The 19,419-nt window shown below is 58.9% G+C and carries 17 protein-coding genes and 2 pseudogenes; 4 read left to right on the forward strand and 15 right to left on the reverse strand.

Translation table 11 applies throughout. The annotated features are described in order from the left end of the window. Positions 1-346: 346 nt before the first annotated feature. The 12 genes and pseudogenes from ACSQ9D_RS13015 to ACSQ9D_RS13070 form a co-directional block, all read right to left on the reverse strand. A complete protein-coding gene (locus ACSQ9D_RS13015; protein ID WP_436282568.1) occupies positions 347-646 on the reverse strand; it encodes a hypothetical protein in 300 nt (99 codons plus the stop codon). Further along, complete coding sequence (locus ACSQ9D_RS13020) at positions 630-1,577, reverse strand: endonuclease/exonuclease/phosphatase family protein (protein WP_436282569.1); 948 nt, start codon at positions 1,575-1,577, stop codon at positions 630-632. Before ACSQ9D_RS13020 ends, ACSQ9D_RS13015 begins: the two co-directional genes overlap by 17 nt. A gap of 145 nt (positions 1,578-1,722) precedes the next feature. Next, positions 1,723-3,078 (reverse strand): IS110 family transposase, encoded by a 1,356-nt coding sequence (locus ACSQ9D_RS13025; protein WP_436281716.1) that lies wholly within the window; start codon positions 3,076-3,078, stop codon positions 1,723-1,725. 423 nt (positions 3,079-3,501) lie between these two features. Next, positions 3,502-5,115 carry a PAS domain-containing sensor histidine kinase gene (locus ACSQ9D_RS13030; protein ID WP_436282570.1) on the reverse strand — a complete coding sequence of 538 codons (1,614 nt, stop codon included), beginning with the start codon at positions 5,113-5,115 and terminating at the stop codon, positions 3,502-3,504. Between the two features lie 1,017 nt (positions 5,116-6,132). Next, positions 6,133-7,221 (reverse strand): CobW family GTP-binding protein, encoded by a 1,089-nt coding sequence (locus ACSQ9D_RS13035; RefSeq protein WP_436282571.1) that lies wholly within the window; start codon positions 7,219-7,221, stop codon positions 6,133-6,135. A 5-nt stretch (positions 7,222-7,226) separates the two neighbouring features. Next, entirely contained in the window at positions 7,227-8,744 is a 1,518-nt protein-coding gene (gene gntH, locus ACSQ9D_RS13040) for a guanitoxin biosynthesis MBL fold metallo-hydrolase GntH (protein ID WP_436282572.1), read from the reverse strand. 65 nt (positions 8,745-8,809) lie between these two features. Next, positions 8,810-9,022, reverse strand: coding sequence for a hypothetical protein (locus ACSQ9D_RS13045; protein WP_436282573.1), 213 nt, complete (start codon positions 9,020-9,022; stop codon positions 8,810-8,812). After that, positions 9,019-9,803, reverse strand: a pseudogene (locus tag ACSQ9D_RS13050) (DUF2092 domain-containing protein). Before ACSQ9D_RS13050 ends, ACSQ9D_RS13045 begins: the two are co-directional and overlap by 4 nt. A gap of 436 nt (positions 9,804-10,239) precedes the next feature. Then, the gene (locus ACSQ9D_RS13055; protein ID WP_436282574.1) at positions 10,240-12,189 is read right to left on the reverse strand and encodes a DUF3604 domain-containing protein; all 1,950 of its coding nucleotides are present in this window, start codon (positions 12,187-12,189) and stop codon (positions 10,240-10,242) included. A 55-nt stretch (positions 12,190-12,244) separates the two neighbouring features. Then, positions 12,245-13,363 (reverse strand): hypothetical protein, encoded by a 1,119-nt coding sequence (locus tag ACSQ9D_RS13060; protein WP_436282575.1) that lies wholly within the window; start codon positions 13,361-13,363, stop codon positions 12,245-12,247. Positions 13,364-13,384: 21 nt separating this feature from the next. Further along, positions 13,385-14,365, reverse strand: coding sequence for a HupE/UreJ family protein (locus ACSQ9D_RS13065; RefSeq protein WP_436282576.1), 981 nt, complete (start codon positions 14,363-14,365; stop codon positions 13,385-13,387). Between the two features lie 23 nt (positions 14,366-14,388). Next, positions 14,389-15,273 (reverse strand): peptidyl-prolyl cis-trans isomerase, encoded by an 885-nt coding sequence (locus ACSQ9D_RS13070; RefSeq protein ID WP_436282577.1) that lies wholly within the window; start codon positions 15,271-15,273, stop codon positions 14,389-14,391. Positions 15,274-15,501: 228 nt separating this feature from the next. Here ACSQ9D_RS13070 and ACSQ9D_RS13075 point away from each other — a divergent pair. Further along, positions 15,502-15,701, forward strand: a pseudogene (locus tag ACSQ9D_RS13075) (esterase); the annotation flags it as partial. Positions 15,702-15,719: 18 nt separating this feature from the next. On the opposite strand, the gene ACSQ9D_RS13080 reads toward ACSQ9D_RS13075, so the two are convergent. Together ACSQ9D_RS13080 and ACSQ9D_RS13085 are read right to left on the reverse strand one after the other, a co-directional pair. Beyond that, positions 15,720-16,403: a methyltransferase family protein gene (locus ACSQ9D_RS13080; protein WP_436282578.1), complete on the reverse strand. Its 684-nt coding sequence runs from the start codon at positions 16,401-16,403 to the stop codon at positions 15,720-15,722. Between the two features lies 1 nt (position 16,404). Next, positions 16,405-16,689: a GbsR/MarR family transcriptional regulator gene (locus ACSQ9D_RS13085; RefSeq protein WP_436282579.1), complete on the reverse strand. Its 285-nt coding sequence runs from the start codon at positions 16,687-16,689 to the stop codon at positions 16,405-16,407. A 56-nt stretch (positions 16,690-16,745) separates the two neighbouring features. Between ACSQ9D_RS13085 and ACSQ9D_RS13090 the strand changes: the two genes are divergently transcribed. After that, a complete protein-coding gene (locus ACSQ9D_RS13090) occupies positions 16,746-16,910 on the forward strand; it encodes a hypothetical protein (protein ID WP_436282580.1) in 165 nt (54 codons plus the stop codon). A 306-nt stretch (positions 16,911-17,216) separates the two neighbouring features. Further along, positions 17,217-17,966: a DUF4336 domain-containing protein gene (locus tag ACSQ9D_RS13095; protein WP_436282581.1), complete on the forward strand. Its 750-nt coding sequence runs from the start codon at positions 17,217-17,219 to the stop codon at positions 17,964-17,966. A gap of 358 nt (positions 17,967-18,324) precedes the next feature. Here ACSQ9D_RS13095 and ACSQ9D_RS13100 read toward each other — a convergent pair whose 3' ends face one another. Beyond that, a complete protein-coding gene (locus ACSQ9D_RS13100) occupies positions 18,325-18,771 on the reverse strand; it encodes a MarR family winged helix-turn-helix transcriptional regulator (protein ID WP_436282582.1) in 447 nt (148 codons plus the stop codon). 68 nt (positions 18,772-18,839) lie between these two features. Here ACSQ9D_RS13100 and ACSQ9D_RS13105 point away from each other — a divergent pair, with 68 nt between their 5' ends. Next, the gene (locus tag ACSQ9D_RS13105; protein ID WP_436282583.1) at positions 18,840-19,211 is read left to right on the forward strand and encodes a VOC family protein; all 372 of its coding nucleotides are present in this window, start codon (positions 18,840-18,842) and stop codon (positions 19,209-19,211) included. The last annotated feature ends 208 nt before the right edge of the window (positions 19,212-19,419 follow it).

The raw sequence follows: 19,419 nt of genomic DNA on the forward strand, positions 1-19,419 counted from the left end.
GTGCGATCGGAAAAACTAAAGTCGGAGAGATGCGGCCGCCGTCATCAGTAGATGACATACTGTTAGCTCAGACTGCATCTTCGCTTACTCGTTCGAATTGAGTTCCACGATGACCTGTAAGGCAGATAGTCCTTTCCACCTCGACGTCAGGAACACTGCCGTCAGGAGCCGTCGCTTCGAGCCCCATCCTTCCCATCCAATTCGACGGATATGACGGGGCGGCTCGTCCGGCAGGCGAGCTATAGTGGGCAATGGCCTTATCTTTCGCGGACTGACGCAACGAAAACCATCTTTGGGTTCGAGATCATCTTGCCCTCTTGTCGCTAGCTTGCCGTGTGATGGCAGATCAGAAATTTAGGCGGGCCAGCAATGGGCAGTGATCGGAGATCGCCAGCACCTGATCGGTGCCATCGTCTTTCTGCCGAGTTGCACCCAGTCTGCGGATCGTGACGTGTTCAGCGGGGGCGCTCGCCTCAAGGCCGGGGCCAATTAAAATGTGATCGAGGCCGACGGGGTTCCGGCAGCCAAGATAGTTCTGGGAAGCAAGGAGTGCGCTCTCCGCGGTATCGAGGTCACGAAGTTCAGAAATGGTGCAAAGAGCCGTTCCTATCTCATTGGTTTGGCAACGCTCATCCACAATTTTCAAGACGCTCGCCGCCGGCTGGCCATCTGACACCTCCTCTAGCAGAGCGGGATAGGACGCCTGCCGACCGCGGACCCGTCGCAGCGCTTCCATCCGTTCGCACAGGTGCTTGATCTCTGAGTTCGTGCCATAGATTGCGGTTGAAGTCTCCGAGCAGAACGATCTTTGCGCCATCCGATGTTTCGCGCTCGACCCAGCTTTCGATCGGGTCAATCTGCTGCTGTAGCGTCTTGCAGTCGTCGCTTCCGCCCTCAAGCTTGCCGTTGTCGAATGGCGAGACACAACTTGATTTCAGATGAACGTCGAGAATGCGCAAGGTGCCGCCGCCGACGTTCAACGTCAGCGAAAGACCTGGCCGAGGCCGCTTGTTGTCCGGGTTCGCCGGTAGGCTCAATGCATCTTCCACGTTGCATGAGACCTTGGTTCCCAGCGACTTTTTCCAGGCGATAACCAAGCGTTGGACCTTGTATCCTGTAAAACCACAAAGATCATACTCCGCGCCCCCGCCCGGAAGGATCTCCTTCACGGCCTGTTCGCCGCTGACTTCCTGAAACGCGATAACGTCGGCCGGTATCGAGCGAGAAATGAAATTGGCGATCTGTTCCTGCCGCTTTTTGTAGGCGTCCATTTTTACCCGAACGACGCCGCGGTAAAAGTACACGTTGCACACCGGAAGGCTCGATGTGTCCCAGTTTTCGATGTCGAAGGTATTTGGGACGTCCCATCCCTCTGTAGCGTCGGATGCGTTCGATGGAACCCATCGTCCGCTGCCGCTGTCTTCAATGTATTTCGCTCCACAGGCGTCAATCCATCGCTGGACTGTGGCGACGTCCATGTGCCAGCCGAGGTTCCATGTCGCGATGGCTATCTGACGGGCGGAAAGACTGGATGAAATGAGGACAAGTGTGAGCGCTGCAACCAACATCCTGAGCATGACATTCCCCTCGCTCGATGGTTGATTGCACAACTAAAATACACTCCGCGACATTTCGCAACTTCCCGCTTGCGACGGTCGATGCGGACACCCGGCCGCAATGTGCAGATAGGGAACAAAGATGTCCGGTATTCCTAAGAAACATTCAGCCGGATGTTGGCGCGGGCTGTAGGGTATACCCGAACGATTTTGCTCTTCGCTCGAGATTGGTGAGGACGCGTCGACGGTAATTCTCCTCGTAGTGGGAGGCTCCCGGATCGTTGTATTCCATACCGTGCCGCAGGGTATTGTAGAACAAGACGGCGATTTTGCGGGCCGTGGCAGTGACCGCCTTGGCCTTGCCGACGCGTGCCGACAGACGCCGATAGAATGCCCCCAACGCGGTCTGAGTGCGTCCAACCGCAACCGCGGCAAGTCGCAGTAGCGCCGCGGCCCGGCTACCAGATCGTCGGGTCCGTGACGACAACACTTTGCCGCCGGAGATTTTGTTGCTTGGGGAGAGGCACAGCCAGGAGGTGAAGTGCTTGGCATTCGGCCAGGCCGAGAGGTTGGTCCCGCACTCTCCGACCAATTTGAGCGTCAGATAAGGCCCGAGCCCGTGAATCTGAGTGACATCGCAGCCGAGCAAGCCGTACAGGGCGGCGCGAACATCGAAGGCTGGGTCATTGGATTGCTTCTGCGTTGTCCGCACGGTCGGCGGTTTTCCTACAGGGGTGGACGAGGCCTTCCGCAGCCGTTTCAACACAGCCTCGATGCGCACGTCGCAGAGCGCCACTTTGGCTTGGTAGACGTCGTACAACTCCAGCGCCTGGGTCAGGGCAAAGATGTGCTCTTCGCGATCATTGCCGACGAGCGCTTGACGGATCGTCTCCGCAGACGCATGGCAGCGTGGGTCGCGATAGGACGCCAGAACCATCGGGTCGCGCTCACCGGCCACAATCGCACGGATGATGGCCATGCCGGTGACACCGGTGATGTCTGCCACCACGTGGTGGAGCTGCAGATTCATTTGCGTCAGAGCTTTTTGCATGTGCTGGATGTGCGAGGCAGCGTAATCCAGCAAACGTTCACGCTGGCGTAGATAGGCGCGCATGACCGCAACTTCGCCCTTCAGCCGGAAGCTGGCCCTGAGCAATCCATATTCATGCAAACGCTGCAGCCATTGGGCGTCGCTAATATCGGTCTTGCGGCCTGGCACGTGCTTGGCATCACGGGCGTTGACCACTATGACCTCAAAGCCACGCTGATCGAGTATCTCGAAGACCGGAATCCAGTAGACCCCCGTGGACTCCATCGCGACCGTGCGCACGCCACACTTCGTGAGCCAGTCCGCCAACCGATGCAGATCGCCGGTGAAGGTTCCAAAACTGCGCACCGGCTCGGAAGCTTGGTCGGGGCCCACTGCGGCCACGTGCATCGTCGCCCCGATGTCGATTGCAGCAGCATTCAAGTGAGTAGGGGAAATATCCCGCTTGCTGCGAGACTTCTTTGTTCCAGCCATGGCAGGCTCTCCTATTCTCATGTCGAATGGAGAGGCTGGGCTGTGCCAAAGAATCAAATTCCTAAACGGGATCGCCGTAAACGGCGTCACCACTCTCAAGCGCGCAGCAGCCCATGGACCACGTTATGTATCGGGGTTAGACACCACCAAAATTCCGACGGCCTCTCCTCTCCAGCGCCCACTCTAGCACACCGTTTCTATCCGCCGCAGGCGGGACCCCGACCCGCGAATGGTTATAGAGCAACTGCCGGCAACGATTGTATCCGCTCCGTAGGCGTCGGGACTGGGACGAGAGAACGCGGATCAGCGGCAACCGGTGGCCGCGACCGGGCTAAGCTTTTCGCTCCCTCGGCTGATAGCCAGCGCCGGCCATGTCCCTGACGGGTCGCAAATTTGGGTGTCCCAAGCCGCAACGCATTATCGTCAGGTGTGTGCCCGGTCGATACGAAACGCTTTGCCCCCCGGTGGGCCGTGCAAATCACGTTCAGGCGCATCGGGCTTATTGACAGGCAGCGCAAAGACAAACCTTGCACCGATCGGGTTGCCTTGTTCAACCCAGAGCCGGCCATGGTGGGATTCGACGATCGACCGGCAAATTGCCAAACCCATGCCCAAGCCTTCGTTCCTGGTCGTGTAAAACGGTTGGAATATCATCTCAGGCGACTCGACGCCCGGACCAGTATCGCTGATCTCGACCTGCACCATTTCGCCGGCACGATTGGCTCGTATTCCAAGAATTCTATTGTCGATGACAGCTTCCATCGCCTGCATAGCGTTGCGGATCAAGTTGATCAAAACCTGTTGAATCTGCACGCGATCAAATGCAAAGAGCGGCAGGTCGTCGTCCATCTCCACGTCAATTCGAACGCCACGACGCGCGGTTTCCTCAGCCAGAAGACCACATGTCTCATCGATAACGGTGCTGAGGGCAGCCGTCGTCCTTCCATCGACCGAATGCTTGAACAAGGCGCGGATCCGCGTCACCACGTCGCTGGCGTGCTTCGCAGCGCCTTGGATGCGCTCCGCAGCCTGCTGCGCTCGCTCTATGTTTGGAGGATCCATTGAGAGCCAACGCCGGCATGTGTCCGACATAATCGATACAGAGGTCAATGGTTGAGCCACTTCATGGGCAATTGATGCAGAGAGTTCAGCAAGGGTTGCGGCCTGGCTGGCGCGCGCGATGTTGGCCTGGGCAAGGCTCAGGGCTTCCTGCATTCGCACGTCGCCATCAACGTCAATCGCAAGCCCAAACCATTCAACGATCGCCCCATTCAGGTTCCGTCGCGGCTCGAACCTAGTATCCCCCCACCGAAAAGCGCCATCCACAGCACGCCGGCGATATCGCACCATAAAGGCATCTCCAGTCCGTAAGCCCTGTGTGACTGTTCTTCGCAGTCTTTCGACATCTTCGGGATGAGTTAGCGTCAAGGTGGCGGCAAAGAAATCTTCGAACGTCATGTCCGGGACTCCGAGCATCTCGACGGTCCTTTTGTTGGCGTGAGTGATTTCTCCGGTTGCGCTCCAACTCACAATGTTTATTGGCAATGCGTCGACCACTCGTTGAAGATGGCGCTCGGTCAGTTGCCTCGCCTCCTCAGCACAGATATGATCGTCGATATCAAGGCACATGCCGTCCCAATGCACGACACGGCCATCCTGACCTTCCATCGGCTCGGCGCGAACAGACATCCAACGAAAAACTCCGTCGGCACGCCGCAGTCGATTGCGACCCCAAAAGCTCCGTCCCGTGGCCAGACTTTCGCCAAGTGCGGCCCGAAAGCCGTCTGCGTCGTCGGGATGGACTGCGCGATCGATTATCACATCAAGTCGTGGCTTGTCAGGTTCATCCGCTTCCGCGACGTCCCATCCCAGGTAGTCGACCAGCCGTTTGTTGAAAAACGTCGGTTCGCCATCGGCGCTCAATCGCCATAGATGGCATGGAACCACGTCAACGAGGTGTGAAAGGCAATCCTCTCGTTCCTGCAGCGCCGCTGCAGTCTTCCGATAGACGTCAATGTCGATTAATGCGCCATACATACCTGCTACCCACCTTCGGTCATGAACGGTTTGTTGTTTAGGTGTTCATGAAATACTGCGTTGTGTATTAGTTATTCATGAAACGATGTCTTCGCTACGGGTTGACGATGGAGCGGCCTTGGTGCGCGGATCGGGCGCTTTTCGGACGCGGGTCTTTGATGCAATCGTCCAGGCTGCGCCTTGCGACGGACGGATCTCGGACTGCATATGCCAGCATTCTGTTGAGCGCTGCGCAGCCGATGGCGGCCTCCGTCTGTTATCCGAGGATCGCCCCGCAGGCGGCGTCCGATGATCGACTTGCCACTTCATCCGAGAGGTCGTGGATATAGAGGGCGAGCGCCCTCGAGTCTACGCTCCTTCATGGCAGACTCTTTACCACTGAGAGCACAGTTGCCCTATTCCTCAGGTGTAGCCATCCCTCTCCCTTGACCGGATCGACCGCCAACGCGCTTCACCATAGGGTCCCCGACATCGCGACTAGCGGAGCCGACTCGGGCGGTGATGTCCGCGAAAAACGCCTCTATATCTCTTCATGTCGTCCAGATCCTCGAGTCCGACACTGATCCTAAAGACCAAATCCTCGTCGTTACATTGGGTGGCGCTTCGGTTCTGCTTCACCGGCATAGGAGCAATAGGACTACGTGTCCCGTCCCAGGAGGCGCCGATGGCGAAGGTTTCAACACATCGAGGGCTGGTGCCGCATGACGGGAGGCTTCAGGCGTCAAGACCACGCTGAACACGCTGCTGTCCCCAGAGCATCGCGCTTCCAGATTTCCGGAGCTCGGCTGCCCGTATCAGGGATTTCCGATCGCGGCCACCGCTTTCCAGGGCAGATACCTCACCGAGCCGACGTTTCATGATCAAGCTGGAGGAGTCCCTCTTGAACGCGCGTCGCATCCAGCGTGCAATAAAGACCCGAATGACTTGAGTTGCATTACCGGGGCGTCCACACACATCCTGATCAATAACCGAGCTGGCTTCGACAGGATCGATCCGCCTTCGGACATATTTGCTTTGCTATGAAACGGAGCTACAACGGCATCTGTCAAAGTTCGCGCGGAGGTCCACTCCATCCACGCCATCGTGCGCTCCGATGGCGATTATCCGGGTCAGTGGCTCTTTGCCATTCCATTCGTGCCCGACTGCGATGTCAACTCGCTTGCCGACAACCTGAAGAATGACCCGTCGGCCCGGTTCTTCGGCCGTATGCACCACGCCTTTGCATCGGTACACGCTGGCCGGAAGCTTGCGCGCCGCTTCCCGCAGAGCTTCCAGGGAAAGTGGTGCGTCGGTCTCGTAGCTCCATGTCTTGAAGGCTTGCCAATGGTCATGCCGATGGCCGTGAGCGCTATGCTCACAATCATGTCCATCACAGTCGTGAGGATGGCTGCTCTGGTCATGGGAAGAGGTGTCATCGAGGCGGGAGGGGTCGAACCGACCCACCGACAGCAGGATTTCCAGAGGCACGTTGCCGCGGGATGCCTGGACGAGCCGGTAGCGGTGGAACCGATCGTCGAGCCATGCCTTGATCCGCTCGATCTCCTCCGGGGTGACGAGATCGACTTTGTTGAGGATGAGCATGTCTGCGAACGCCACTTGGCGGAGCTTTAGTTCCATCATCTCCGGTGCAGCAAATATCTGCTCCGCGTCCACGACGCACATGATACTGTCCAGCCTGATGCGGTCGCGCATCTCTTCGTTCATGAAAGTGAGTGCGATTCCGGAAGGATCGGCCACTCCGCTGGCCTCGAGCAGGATGTATTCGGGCTTTTCAGGACGAGCCATCACCTGCGTCACTGCAGCGACCAGATCCTCGCGGATGTTGCAGCAGACACAGCCGTTGGCGAGATTGATGACATCCCCGTCACTTTCAATGCCGACAACCAGCTCGGCGTCGATGTTGATCGAACCGAAATCGTTCACCAGCACCGCGACCCGAAGGCCGTGACCGCCGTTAAGAATGCGGTTCAGCAGCGTCGTCTTGCCTGCTCCGAGAAAGCCGGTGAGGACGGTCAACGGCACCGCCTGCGCGGCAGATTGTCGGGTCGCGGCGAAGAACGACGCCGTTTCGGTATCGCCAGGCGGGAAGGTGATGTCGCGATCCATCGCCACTACTTCCTTCCTTCAATAGCGTCGATGACGGCCTGGATTTGCGCAGCCTTTTCCGACAGCTTGGTCTGTGCCTGCTTTGCCTTCACGAGGGCCATTTCACGGACATCGATGGTGTAGTCCCTCGGGTAATCCTTCTTCGGTTCGCGATACACGTCCGGTGGGTAATATTTCTTCGGGTCGATGTCCCCGTTGAGAGTTTCCGGCTCCAATTGGTCAGCAAGCGGATTTCGAGGATTGGGAAATGTGACCTTCAGATTTGTCGGGGTCAGGTCGAACAGTTCGACCGCCTCTGCGGGGCTTGGGCGTGCCATGTTGCCGGCATCTGGAATTGCTGCCTTGCGGGTCCAAATTGCATCCTTGGTGACATTGACGACCACGACGTCTGGCGCGCCGAACTGGAACAATCCGCTGTAGTGAACGCGGATCCCAGCCGTGATCTCCGGGATCAACTCCTCGTCGTAAGTCGTATGGGTGACCATCGCGAGGCGCGGCTGGATCTTGTCGAACATATAGCCCACCGCGTAGTGGGGGCTGTGAGCCTGGTCGATTGTCGTGCTCATGATGACGGGCGGCATGCCCATTTTCATCGCCTGGAGATTGGCCGTGTCCGGCTGCACCTCGGTCACAAATACGTCCACCCCCTTCGCCAATTCCAAAGAGCGTTCGTCCGGTCGACCGTCGCCGGTCCAGACGAACGATAACCCGTTCCAGTCGAGCCTGTAGGCCGAGGCGCCGTCCTTGGTGTGCGATCGCCGCCAGTGGCGGATGGTCACGTCGTTCTTGTCGTAGCAGACACCGTTGTCGTCCCGGAAATCGAACTCGTTGACCTCGACCTCGTAGCCGTCGCCGATCGGGCAAGCGTTGAAGGAGTCGGTATGCCAACGTGTCATCATCTTCATGCCCTCGATCATCGTCTTGATGCCGTCCTCGGGCGTGCGGCCAGATGGACCATGCACGCGAAGCGGCTTCCATCGCCCCATCCACGGGGCGAAGGCGAATAGATACGGCAGGTCCGCGTAGTGATCCACGTGAAGGTGGGTGAAGAAGATGTCGTTGACGACCGACAACGGCACGGCCATCGCTATGATGTTGCGCACGCAGCCGGAGCCAAAATCGAAGAAGAACCGCTTCCCGTTTCCGAGCTCCACCATGATGCAGGTGCCGGCCTGTGCGCGCGTGACCGGGATCGGCGTACTGCCGATGAAGGAAATCCGCATCTCGTCGGGTCCGAGCTGTTCCTGGCCCGGATAGTAAACGTTGTTGCTCACTAGGCTCGGCGTGGGCCGGTAGTAGGGTGGAAGCGTGATCCCGCCGCTCGGCACCCCGCCATAAGGGTTTTTCGCCTGGGCTGCGGCTGGTGTCTCTTCAGCCGTTTGCGCCGAGGACATGGTCGCCGTTGACAGAGCCGCGGCTCCGGCCAGTCCTGCTGCCTTGAGCGCCTCGCGGCGACTTATCAGCCGCTGATCGGCGCCAGCTTCATCATTTATGATGATTTCTTCTGTTGATTCCGGTTTCATGGCGCGTTTACCTCACCGATGGAAGCCCTCCGGGCGGTTCTAAAACCTCAGCCTCGAGGCCGCACCTAGCAGTAGTACACACCGACCGCGCAGCGGCGCACCGTGCGCCGTGCCACCCCAGCGACGCTGACCGGGGTAAGTGGTCGTCCAACCCTCGCCTCGGCGGTCGTCACAAAACTATGCATGCCCGGAATTGAAAGCTCGGATCCCAGTTCCAATCCGACCAACGCGACGATCCCGGTCAGCAGGGCGATTTTGAGTTTCGTCGACACGTTCATTTGGTGTCTCCTACGACAAAGTTAGCTGGAAGCTCATCGATATCGATAAGTTGCTTCGGGTCGTCGACCTTCTTGGCGTCCGTAGGGGCCTTGAAGCTGAAATCCTGCGCGTTCAGTTCCGTGCTGCTCTTCCAGTCGCTGATCTGGACGCTGTACTGCGGTCCTTGGTCTACTTGTGTGGAAGTAATGACATATCTGCAGGGATGAGGGTGCTCGCCTTGTGCGATCCATATCTGCCAGTCGACTTCCTTGGCCCGAAACGCGAGATGATCGCATTCCGTGCCGCCAATCACGCCACTGCCTAGATCCTTCACATCGACAACGTCGCGCATCAACTCGTCGTAGACGTTCGACTGGAGTAGATCAGCGCCCGGCACGGGCAGGTGGTGCTTGGTTCTCAACTCCTCGATCAGATTGTCAATCGAACCGGGCACTTCGAACTGAGCGTAGAGATTGCTGTCCTTGCTAAACAGTGTCAGCGTCTTTCCGTCGAAGGTGATCATGACATTGGCAAAGCCGCCGAACCGGGTGGCGCGGATTTTGTCGGGCCGAGCCATCTCCATCGTGCCGAACTTGCCAGCAGCAGTTTCTGATGTTCCTTGGTGACTACCTCGAGACTGGTGTCGTAGGCGAACGAGACCGACTTTTGATTTGCCATGTAGTCTGACATGGCTTTGACCAAAGCCTTGGCCTCGGTTTCGCCAGCCGCTGCGTGCGAAGGCGTTCCAGACACGATGGTCAGTGCCAGCATCGCGGATGTAAGCGTGGCTGCGAGTTGCATAGCCGTTTGCGCTATCGTCCACATCGAGGTAGCCTCCTTTGAACGTCAGGTATCGGATTCAATTTGTGCAGGCGTCGAAAATGCATCCGTGGCTGAAGCAGAACGACATGGCTCGGACTCCGAGAGGTCTCGACCACATGTCGCTTACGCATCACTGGCAATCACAAACACCGTTCAGCGCGCATATCTTGAGCAATGAGAGGTGACCCAGGCGTGCAGGCGGGCCGATCGAATCCCCGCGGCCTTACTTGCTCCCCATTTGGCCGAAACACCTGTCATATAAGCATATTCTACTATAACGTACTGCGCAAATGCAGCTCCGTCCATAGTGCCTGTTGCCGACACTCCTCGGCCTCGTTTGCGCGGAATGTCTGCTCACAGGGTGAAGCATCTAACAGGTCAAGGCGCGTGGAGCATCGCACCGCGAGCCGCCGACCTAAGGCGCAGGTGAATACCAAATTGGCGACGTATAGGCGCGCTCCTGCATCTCCATTGTAGCCTCCGGCGGTGGCGTGACGCCGAAATACTTGGCGTCGTAGGCGGTCCATCGTGGCGTCGGAATCTCGAGCACGCGGCCATAGTAGAACGCCCGTTGTGCAGGATCGAAATCGGGATCGGTCCAGACCGCGATGAGCTCCGGCGCGCCGATGGTATTGGTCCATGTGGCGCTAGCGACGTCGACCGTGTTGCCGACCGGTGGTATCTTGCCATCAGTGCCCGGCTTGCGATCGCCCGACCAGGCGACGTCATAGACCTGCTCATGAACTGCGCCCGCGGCATCGAGCCATCCCTTGACGATCTGGTATCGGTCGAGATTAGCCCCGATTGGATCCTTCAGCGCGGCGACCAAAAAAGTCGGAGTTTTTCCGGCTGGAGCTGGTCCAATGTCGCCACCCATCGGCACGCCCTTGGCATAGCCCGAAATCGCGGGGCTGCGGGTATTGGCATCACTTTCCTCGTAATCAAAGCCGCCGAAGAAGCGGACCAGCATCCGCGGCCCGGTCGTCGCATAGGTTTCGCGACGCTGCATCGCATCGAAGATCGCCTCGCGCGTGTTTTCGGTCGCCCACACGCCCGCGTAACCTGAGGCCGTCGTCTCCCACCCCATGATGATGCGATCGCCTTGTTTGGCGAACGGATGCGTTGCGCGGTCCGGCCCCGGCTCGCTGCTTGAGGTCTTGCCGAAGAAATTGTCCTCCTCGACCGCCGCCAAGCCGGTATGCGAGTCAGTGGATCCCACCATTCCAAACTTGTAGGGATTGACGCCCAGTTTTTGCTCGAGCTTGAGGCCGTTCTTTAGGGCCGAGCGGGCATATTCGTACTCGAGCATGTCCGACGTCTTGCCGACCGTGAGGTCGAGATTGCCCTTGTCCCATCGCTCGAAATTCGCAAACTCGTCATTCGGCGATAGGAAGGGATGGGTCTCGCCATCGCCCTTGATCTGAGTCGCCTCATAGAGTCGCTCCCACTTGTTGCGGGTTTCCGCATACTCGCGGTCGATCGGAGAATTTGTCCCCGGCTCGATCATCGGGAACATGCGGCCGTTCGACAGATTGCCGTTGTGCGCAATGGCAAGCACGCTGCCGCCGGTCTTGTCCTCATAGGCGGCCATCCACTTCCACAAATCGCGTGGATTGGAGCTTCCAGGCGGCAGAGTAGTGTAAGGAACGACCTGACTCGCCTTGTCGCCATTGTCGCGGAAAATGACGTTGCGGTGGAGATTGTTGCCGCCTGTACCAGAGGTCCATTCGTAGCCGATGAAGGCCGTGAACCGGCCGGGCTCATTTGCCTCCTCCGCCGCCTTGACGGTTTCCTGCCAAGCCCCCCGATATGCCGCGGAATCAGGCGAGTAGAGGATCGGTCCTTTGAATTTGCCAGCACCGAAGGCAGTGATGATATCAATGGCCGCCGCCCCACCCTGGCCGGCCTGCATCATGTCGTACCATTTGCGTCCCAGCGGATCGGCAAGAAGCTCAGGCTTTCCGGCAAACAGGTCGGGGAAGAAGCCCATATTGTCGGAATGATCGGTAACGACGAGGAAGTCGAGCGGTCGCGACAGCTTTGCGGGCTGGCCAGTGGACGATGTGACCTCCTCGCCCTTGGCGAACCGATAGGCGTCCCTTGGTCCCAGCCGCGCGCCAAAGGCGCCCGCGTCCATAGAGAAGGACGTGTGCAGGTGCGTATCGCCGAAGAGCGGCCGCGTCGGGAAATTTCGTCCTGCCCACGGCGAGTAGGGGCGCTTGGCGGGAAAGACCTTGTCGGCGGACTCCTTGTCCATGGAGCCGGAATCCAGCATGGTATCCTGTGCTGCAGCGGGGGATATATCTGTCAGGGCTGCGACAAGGGTGGCGGCCGAAGCAAGCAGCAAAAGGCGATGGGTTTTCATTGTTTCCTCCATGTTGTTCGGTCGGTGCATGCCAAGCCAATTGTTGGGAAACTGCTCATCGGAGACCACCGGACGGAGTGAGCCCGCCCTGGCGGCTCCCGCCTGCATCGGCGCCTGAAAGGTACACTGCGACCGCAAAATGCGAAGCTTCGTCGAGGCGGACGCCGGCATTCAGAATTTCACGCAGCCGGGGCACGAAACGAGCTACCTTCCAGGCGAGCAGGTCATTTGCGACATACCCGGCAAGCTCGGGATGAGCCGCCAGCAAACTGCCATAGGCGTTGACGATCGAGGCGCGCAAGTCGGCGGCCCCGCCCGTTCCCTGTACCGACAGCGCCTTCACAATTTCGAGCAACTCGCCGTTGCTTCGGCCCGGCTCGACGAAATATTCTTCCGCAAGCTGCGTCACCCCGTCCGCGCCCGTCATCTCGATGAGCGCAGTGGCATAAGCAGCGAGGTTGGTTGTTAGCCCATACTTCGCCGCGGTCTTCAGTTTTCCGCGAACGAAGGCGATGTCGTCCGGTCGGTCCGACATGCCGAGCATGAGGATATAGAGCCCATGCCATTCGACATGAAAGATGTCGTTGACGGTTCGATAAATGTCATCTCGCCCCACATTTGTTTTGAGATCGCGCAGCGTTGCGTAGGGCGCGCGCCCGACCTCGAGAAAAGCCAGCTCCGCGAGACTGCGATCTTCGTGCCGAAGGTAACGGGCGAAGAAGATCGTGCGCTCGGCTGGCGTCTTCGCGCCCACATGCCAATCGGCGACCTGGCGCATGACACCTTGATACTCGCCTGCCGCCAAACCCAGGGCCTTCCAGATCCCGCCGGAACGGTTCTGAACGAGAACGACCTGGACAGTCGGATTTAGCCGGAGAGTGCGGGCAGTCGTCGAGTCGAGGAACAGAGGGATCGCGCTGCCGTCGTAACGTCCCTTGAATGTTTCCAGCACCACGTAGGAGAAAGGCTTCGCCGGATTCTCGCGGGCGAAAACCGCCGTATCACTTCCAATGACCTGATCGGCATTCGTCATTTGAGGATAGGGCAAGCAGAGCACGCAGGCGTGAGCGGGCGTCGCGACGACGAGAAACGCAGCAGCAATCATAGGCATCAGCCAAGCCAGGACGGCGCTCGTTGGTCCGCGAGCTGCGATGAACGCGAATGAGATGTCCATGTGCCATCCTCCCTGGCGATCTTAAAACGCCGCAACCCTTTCGATGACCCAGAACATAGCGATCGTGCCGATGGCGTATGGCGGCACGAGTTCGAGCCAGGCGGGCAAAGGCCGCTTGGCCGATCGGATGAGTGCGACAAGTGCAAGCACTGCTCCGACGAAAAGAAGCTGACCGATCTCCACCCCGACGTTGAAAAACAGCAAGGCCAGTGGAATCTGTCCCGCCGGCAATCCGATCGCACTCAGGGAACCGGCAAAGCCGAAGCCATGGAGAAGCCCGAAGGCGAAAGCCACCATCCAAGGTGCTCGGGCAGAAAGACTTCTGCGCCCCTGTCGAACGTGGACGATCTCCACAGCTACAAACGCGATCGACAATGCGATCGCGGCCTCCACCGGTGGCGGGGGTACATGAACAAGGCCGAGTGTCGCCAGCGCCAGCGTGATGCTATGGGCGACCGTAAAGGCAGTGACGGTCTTTAAAAGCCCCCAGCTCCCTTTCGTGATGATGAGAAGGGAAAGCACGAACAGCAGATGATCGAATCCCAGCAGGATGTGCTCAATCCCGAGCTTGAGATAAGTGGCGGCCACCATCCCGCGGGTTTGTGCCACGGGAATGGTGGCTTCCGGCGCGCCGGGGGTTAGCCGCGCGACCCATGCGCCGCCATCGGCAAACTCGACCCGCACGAGCGCGTCTGTCATGGTGCTCCGCAGCCCTTGGATCAGAACCTTTTGGCCGGTGAGCGGCTCAATGGTCCGCATACGCCAGGTCTGAACCATGGCGTCGCCCGTCGGGCGCGAAATGGTCGGCGTGATGTTCTCAACCTTGCCTGAGAATACCGCAGCAAGCGCCAGCCGCGCGTCGCCACGCATGGGCGTCTTGAGTAGAACGCTGAACTCGTTGGGCACCTCTTCGCGGAGTTCGAGATAGGCAGGACGCACTTCATGTGCGGCGGCAACGACCAGGGACATAAGGCCAATGCCGAGTGTCAACAGCACTAACATTGCGCCGGAGTTCCAGATCCGCCTCATGGCGCTGCTGCCGCGTCAGCGACACGGTTAGTGCCGAGCAATTCCTTCGCGCTAGCGTCGAGTACGACCCCATATTTCTCGCGAAGTCGGGCAAGGTAGTCCCGATTCACGTCTCTCTCTTTCTCACGTCGCCATTCCTGCAGGACCTCGTCGCGAACCTCCTCAAAGGGGGGGTGCTTCGCCGCGCTGGTGTAAGCAATCGAGACAAGATGCAGGCCGTATCCGGATTTGACCGGCTCGCTCCATCGGCCAGGACTAAGGGCGAAAACCGCGCGCGCAAATTCCGGCCCGAACATGTTGGATACGGCCTGCTCGTCGGCGTCGCGGATTTCGGCATCAAACAACAGTCTGTCGCCGACCGTCGCCGCAGGGTCGGTGTCGCCCGACGCCTGTAGCTCGGCGAGCGCCGTCTTCGCATCCGAGAAGGCGTCCTTGCGCAGCGCCGGGTTGAAGAAGATTTGCGTGAAAGACACCCGCGCCCCGCTCTGGAAGCGGGCGGCGTTGGTCTCATAGAATTGCCGAAGCTCCGCTTCCTTTGGCTCGATGAGACCCGAGGTATCCTCGACTAGGAACTTCAGCTTCTGTGCCAGACGGCGACGCACGATCGTGTCGTTCCTGTCGAGACCCATTTCCCGCGCTTCACGGGCGAGCAGCTCCTCGGACACGAGATCGGCGACAAGCCCTTGGAGCTCTTGAGTACTAGGTGCGCGGAGCCATTGGTTGGCCCAGGTCTCCTTCAACCAGCGTACCTCGCCTTCACCGATCCGGACCGGTTCGAGGCCGCTGGCATCGGTCTGTTCGCGCTCCAGCCCCGCGTATCCGGCAAACAAGAGCGCGCCTCCAAGGACGAAGTGGAGCAGCGGTTCCCTGAGGAGGTTCACAGGACATCCTTTCAGATGCAGGAGTGCTCACAAGACATTGTTCAAGGCGGGGTCGCGAATATTCCAACTTGCTGAAACACTGATACTGTTTGCCGTGTTTGGCAAGACGACAACGGCGAACTAAGCAACTTACGGATGAGCCGAACCAAGCGGCTTCAGTAATGGGCGAATGGGATTATTTCACTTCGGCTCAAGGTTGAGGGCAACCGCTTCCGCGTCCAAAGCGGAGTTCGTCTCACCGGCGCGCGGATTTCAGATGGGCAGACGCTGACCGACAGCAAGATCGGTCTCGGTGACAAGATTCATCCGCAACAACCAGCACGGCCGCTGCCGCAGGCAACGCGACCGGACTGACACTCGCCCCGCCCAACTGCGCCAACCAGGCGGGAGGGATGACCGGCACGACAATCACAGACGGTCGTGTTTAAAAACTGCAATGTTAGTCTTCACCAGACGAGCGGAATCAGGCGCCAGCGCACGCGGCGAGCATAATCGTCATAGCCATCGAGACCCGTGCGCAGCGTCTTTTCTTCAATGCCGATCCGGACGCCGAGCAAGAGGGCGAGGATGGGAACCGCCACGAGGCCCCACCACGAGCCGAGCACGAGCGACGTCCCAGCGATGTAGAAAAGCGCGCCGAAGTACATCGGATGGCGGACGATGGCATAAGGGCCTGTCGTGATGACCGCCTGCCCGCGGTCCCTTTGTATTTTCACGACCGGCGCCGCGAAGCTGTTCGTGCGCATGGTCCAGTATATGAGCAAAATCGCCGCCAGGAGTAAGCCGCATCCTGCCCACTGCACGGAAGGTGGCATTATCGACCAGTGCCAGCGCGCAGCATCCGCTGCCATGAGTCCCATCCCTCCAAACATGAGAAGCAGGATCGGGATGAGGACCAGCTTGTCCGCGAGCGGTTGGTCCCTTTGCACGGGCGGCTTCAGGCGCTCCTGAAGCAAGCCGGGATCGACACGCGCCATGTGCAACCCAAATACAACTGAGATGGCGATCATCACGCCCAGATAGAGCCACCCGCCGGTGTAGTCTATCGTCCCGGCAGCACCGAAGATGATCGCGCCCATGAGCCCGAACCAGACGATTGTCTGGGCAAGAAGATTTAGAACGAGGCCCATTTCATGCTTCTCCCGATTGAAGCAAAAGCGCGCGCTTCGTACCTGGGGCATGATGGCGGCGCGACAGCGTGGAGTTCTCTAGCAACCGAGCAACCACGCTTGCGCTGCTCTTGCTGATCCCAAGATCCTCGGTGATCTGGTCGAGGCCGACGGAGTTAGGACAGAGAAGCAGACGCCCATAGAGCCGGGCGGCGACGGGTGGTACGCCCCATGGCGTGAGCAGCCGAGCCACGTCCTCCACGAAGCGCCGCTCGTCCTCGCCGACCTTGTTTGATATATTCGGCATCTGCCGAATATGTAGAAGAACGGGCCGCCGGCAAGCGCGAGCCCAGGATGAGGCCCATGCTTCCATATCTTGCTGCCGTGATCATCGTCATTGGGCTGCCGACACTCTACGTCGCGATGCGGTACCGCGAGTACCGCAAATTCCTTGCCGGCGCGTTCTTCGTCAGCAGCGGGATGCAATTCTACTTCTACTTGGCGAAGATCCCGATCCCGCTGATGTGAACCAGCGCGGTCCAGTCGCCTGAGCTCAGCGCCGTGCGTGGCACGGTCCACTTTGTGCTCTTTCTTATCTGTCTGTATTTCGGATGGTTCTTCCGTGGCAGGCGCCGCGCGGATTAGGCCGGCAGGACGCGATCGTTGCAGCGGCGGCGCTGGCGAGCCTGCACTGCCACTTCAAAAACCCAAGAAAAGTGCGGTATTCGGTAGCAAATGCCACCAACGCCCGCTTTCCACCCGAAGCGGACTTGCATTCCCCGACAACATGCCAGTGACTTAGCTCGCGGCAACATTGGTGATGTGGAGTGGACTGTGAGCGCCTCCCTTTATGAGCCGATCAACGTCTACAAACCTGAAGGGCTCGACATCGGTGTGGTTGACGGTCCGTTTGAGTATCTGACGGTAGCAAGGATAAGACTTCCGTTGCCGTTCACAACGCGGATGACGGTAGTGCGCCTATTGAACGGCGACCTGTTCCTTCACTCCCCCATCAAGTTCGACGCCGCGTTAGCGGAACAGTTGCAGGAACTCGGCCAAGTTCGCCACCTCGTCTCACCCAATCAGTTTCACTACGCGCACATTGTCGAGTGGGCTAAGGCGTATCCGGACGCGGTCACTTGGGCGTCACCGCGAGTGCGGCAGAGAGCCCGTGCGCGACGCATCGATGTGCGCTTTGACCACGACTTGCAGGAAATGCCGCCTCAAGATTGGCAGCGCGACCTGGACCAGGCGCTCTTTCCGGGCGGCTACTTCAAGGAGTTTATTTTCTTCCACCGTTCATCAAGGACGCTGATCCTCACGGACACCATCATCAACCTCGAACTGGACAAGATCGATGAGCCTTGGCGCACGGCGACGAGATTCAGCCGGATGGATTACCCGCACGGGCAAGCCTTTTTTGGCATGCGACTGCCTGTTCTCCTCCAGCGGCAAAAGGCGCAGGCAGTGATAAACAGATTGCGGTCATGGCAACCACGGCGGGTCATTCTCAGCCATGGTCGTTGCTTTGATGCAGATGCTGATGAGATCATCGGAAGAATATTTGGCAAGTCGACCCCTTGAGGGTACCGCGCCGCGCAAGGCCATCTCTCCTTGGGGTTGGCGTGGACTGCGTGGATTGCGGAAAGAAGTCTGACAATCGTAGCGACGAAACTTGGAAAATGGCCGGCGGTTTCGAGACACCGCTCCTTCACCAAAAGAGGAGGGCACTGCAGGTCACGAAGCCTGGTGGCCCACGACCTCCTAGCCCTCTCCGCAGGATCGCGTTTCATACGAAGTTGCGATTATAGGTTAGCGAGTAGATCGGTCCCAATATGTTTGCGCTATTCTGTAGCAGATGCCACCGTGACCGCAGCCGGCACGAAGCGGACGAAACAGGCTCGACAGTCAAGCCTCTTCGACCGTGCGTCAGCAGAGGACCTCACCGCATAGCCTCTGCTATCCGTAGCAAGGCTGAATATATGAACTCCGGATCACTCGGTGCAACGGCGTTTCGGGTCAGCACTTCGGCGTTAGCGACAATCTCGTGGGCCGCACGCAATGCCGACCGCCCGTCCGGCGTAAGTTCGGTAGTTAAGACCCTACCATGTACCGGGTGGGCCGTTCGCTTGATGAGGCCGTCCCGTTCGAGTGTCGCTATGATGGACTGCATCGTCTGCGGTGTTACGAATGCCCGCCGCGCCAGTTCCGCACTTGACAAGCCCGCGCTGAACTCAAGCCCCGCCAGTACCGAGTACTGTGGGGTCGTCAATCCGATGTTTCTAAGTTCAGTGTCGAGACGGCCCCGAAGCGCTTGCTGCGCCCGCTTCAATGCATATCCGAGCGAGCGGTAGGTGTCATCTATCGGCGGATCAATCAGATTAGACATATAAGTACCCTTATATTATATCAGACCCCTGACGATACTGCGTCAGGTATAAATAGGGAAGATAGCTCATGCCTCGCCTAATTGGACCGGATTTCATCGGGATACAGACGAAGGATCTGGACGCCGCACGGACCTTCTATCGGGACATTGTCGGGCTTACGCCCTCGGCAAAAGCCCCTCCGGGTGCGGTTGTTTTCGAAACGCACCCCATCCCATTCGCCGTCCGCACGCCAATCGAGGACTTTGACGACACGGAGAAGCTGGGGGTTGGTATCGCGATCTGGTTTGGCTGCGACGACGCTGACGAATTACACGCTCATCTATCCGAGCGCGACGTGCCTATAGCTTTCCCGCCGAAAGACGGCCCGTTCGGACGCTATTTCGCCTTCGTCGATCCATTTGGCTATACGATAACTGCGCATACCGTCCCAACAAAGTAATTGAAACCGCGTCCGCATAGAACGATTTGACCCTAACGATCGCGGCAAAAAGGCGGTCCAGAAGGACCCGCAACTGTTCCGCGTTCCCGCCAATCAGATACGAGTGATCGGTCTGAGCCGACCGACCACTCCTTGGCGGGAAGCGGCACCTTTGGGACCAGGTGCATGACATGCCAACAGGCTGTTAGCGTCGACCGAGGCAATCATA

Origin of the sequence: Rhizobium sp. LjRoot258, from assembly GCF_964254185.1 — a bacterium.
GTDB lineage: Bacteria > Pseudomonadota > Alphaproteobacteria > Rhizobiales > Rhizobiaceae > Rhizobium.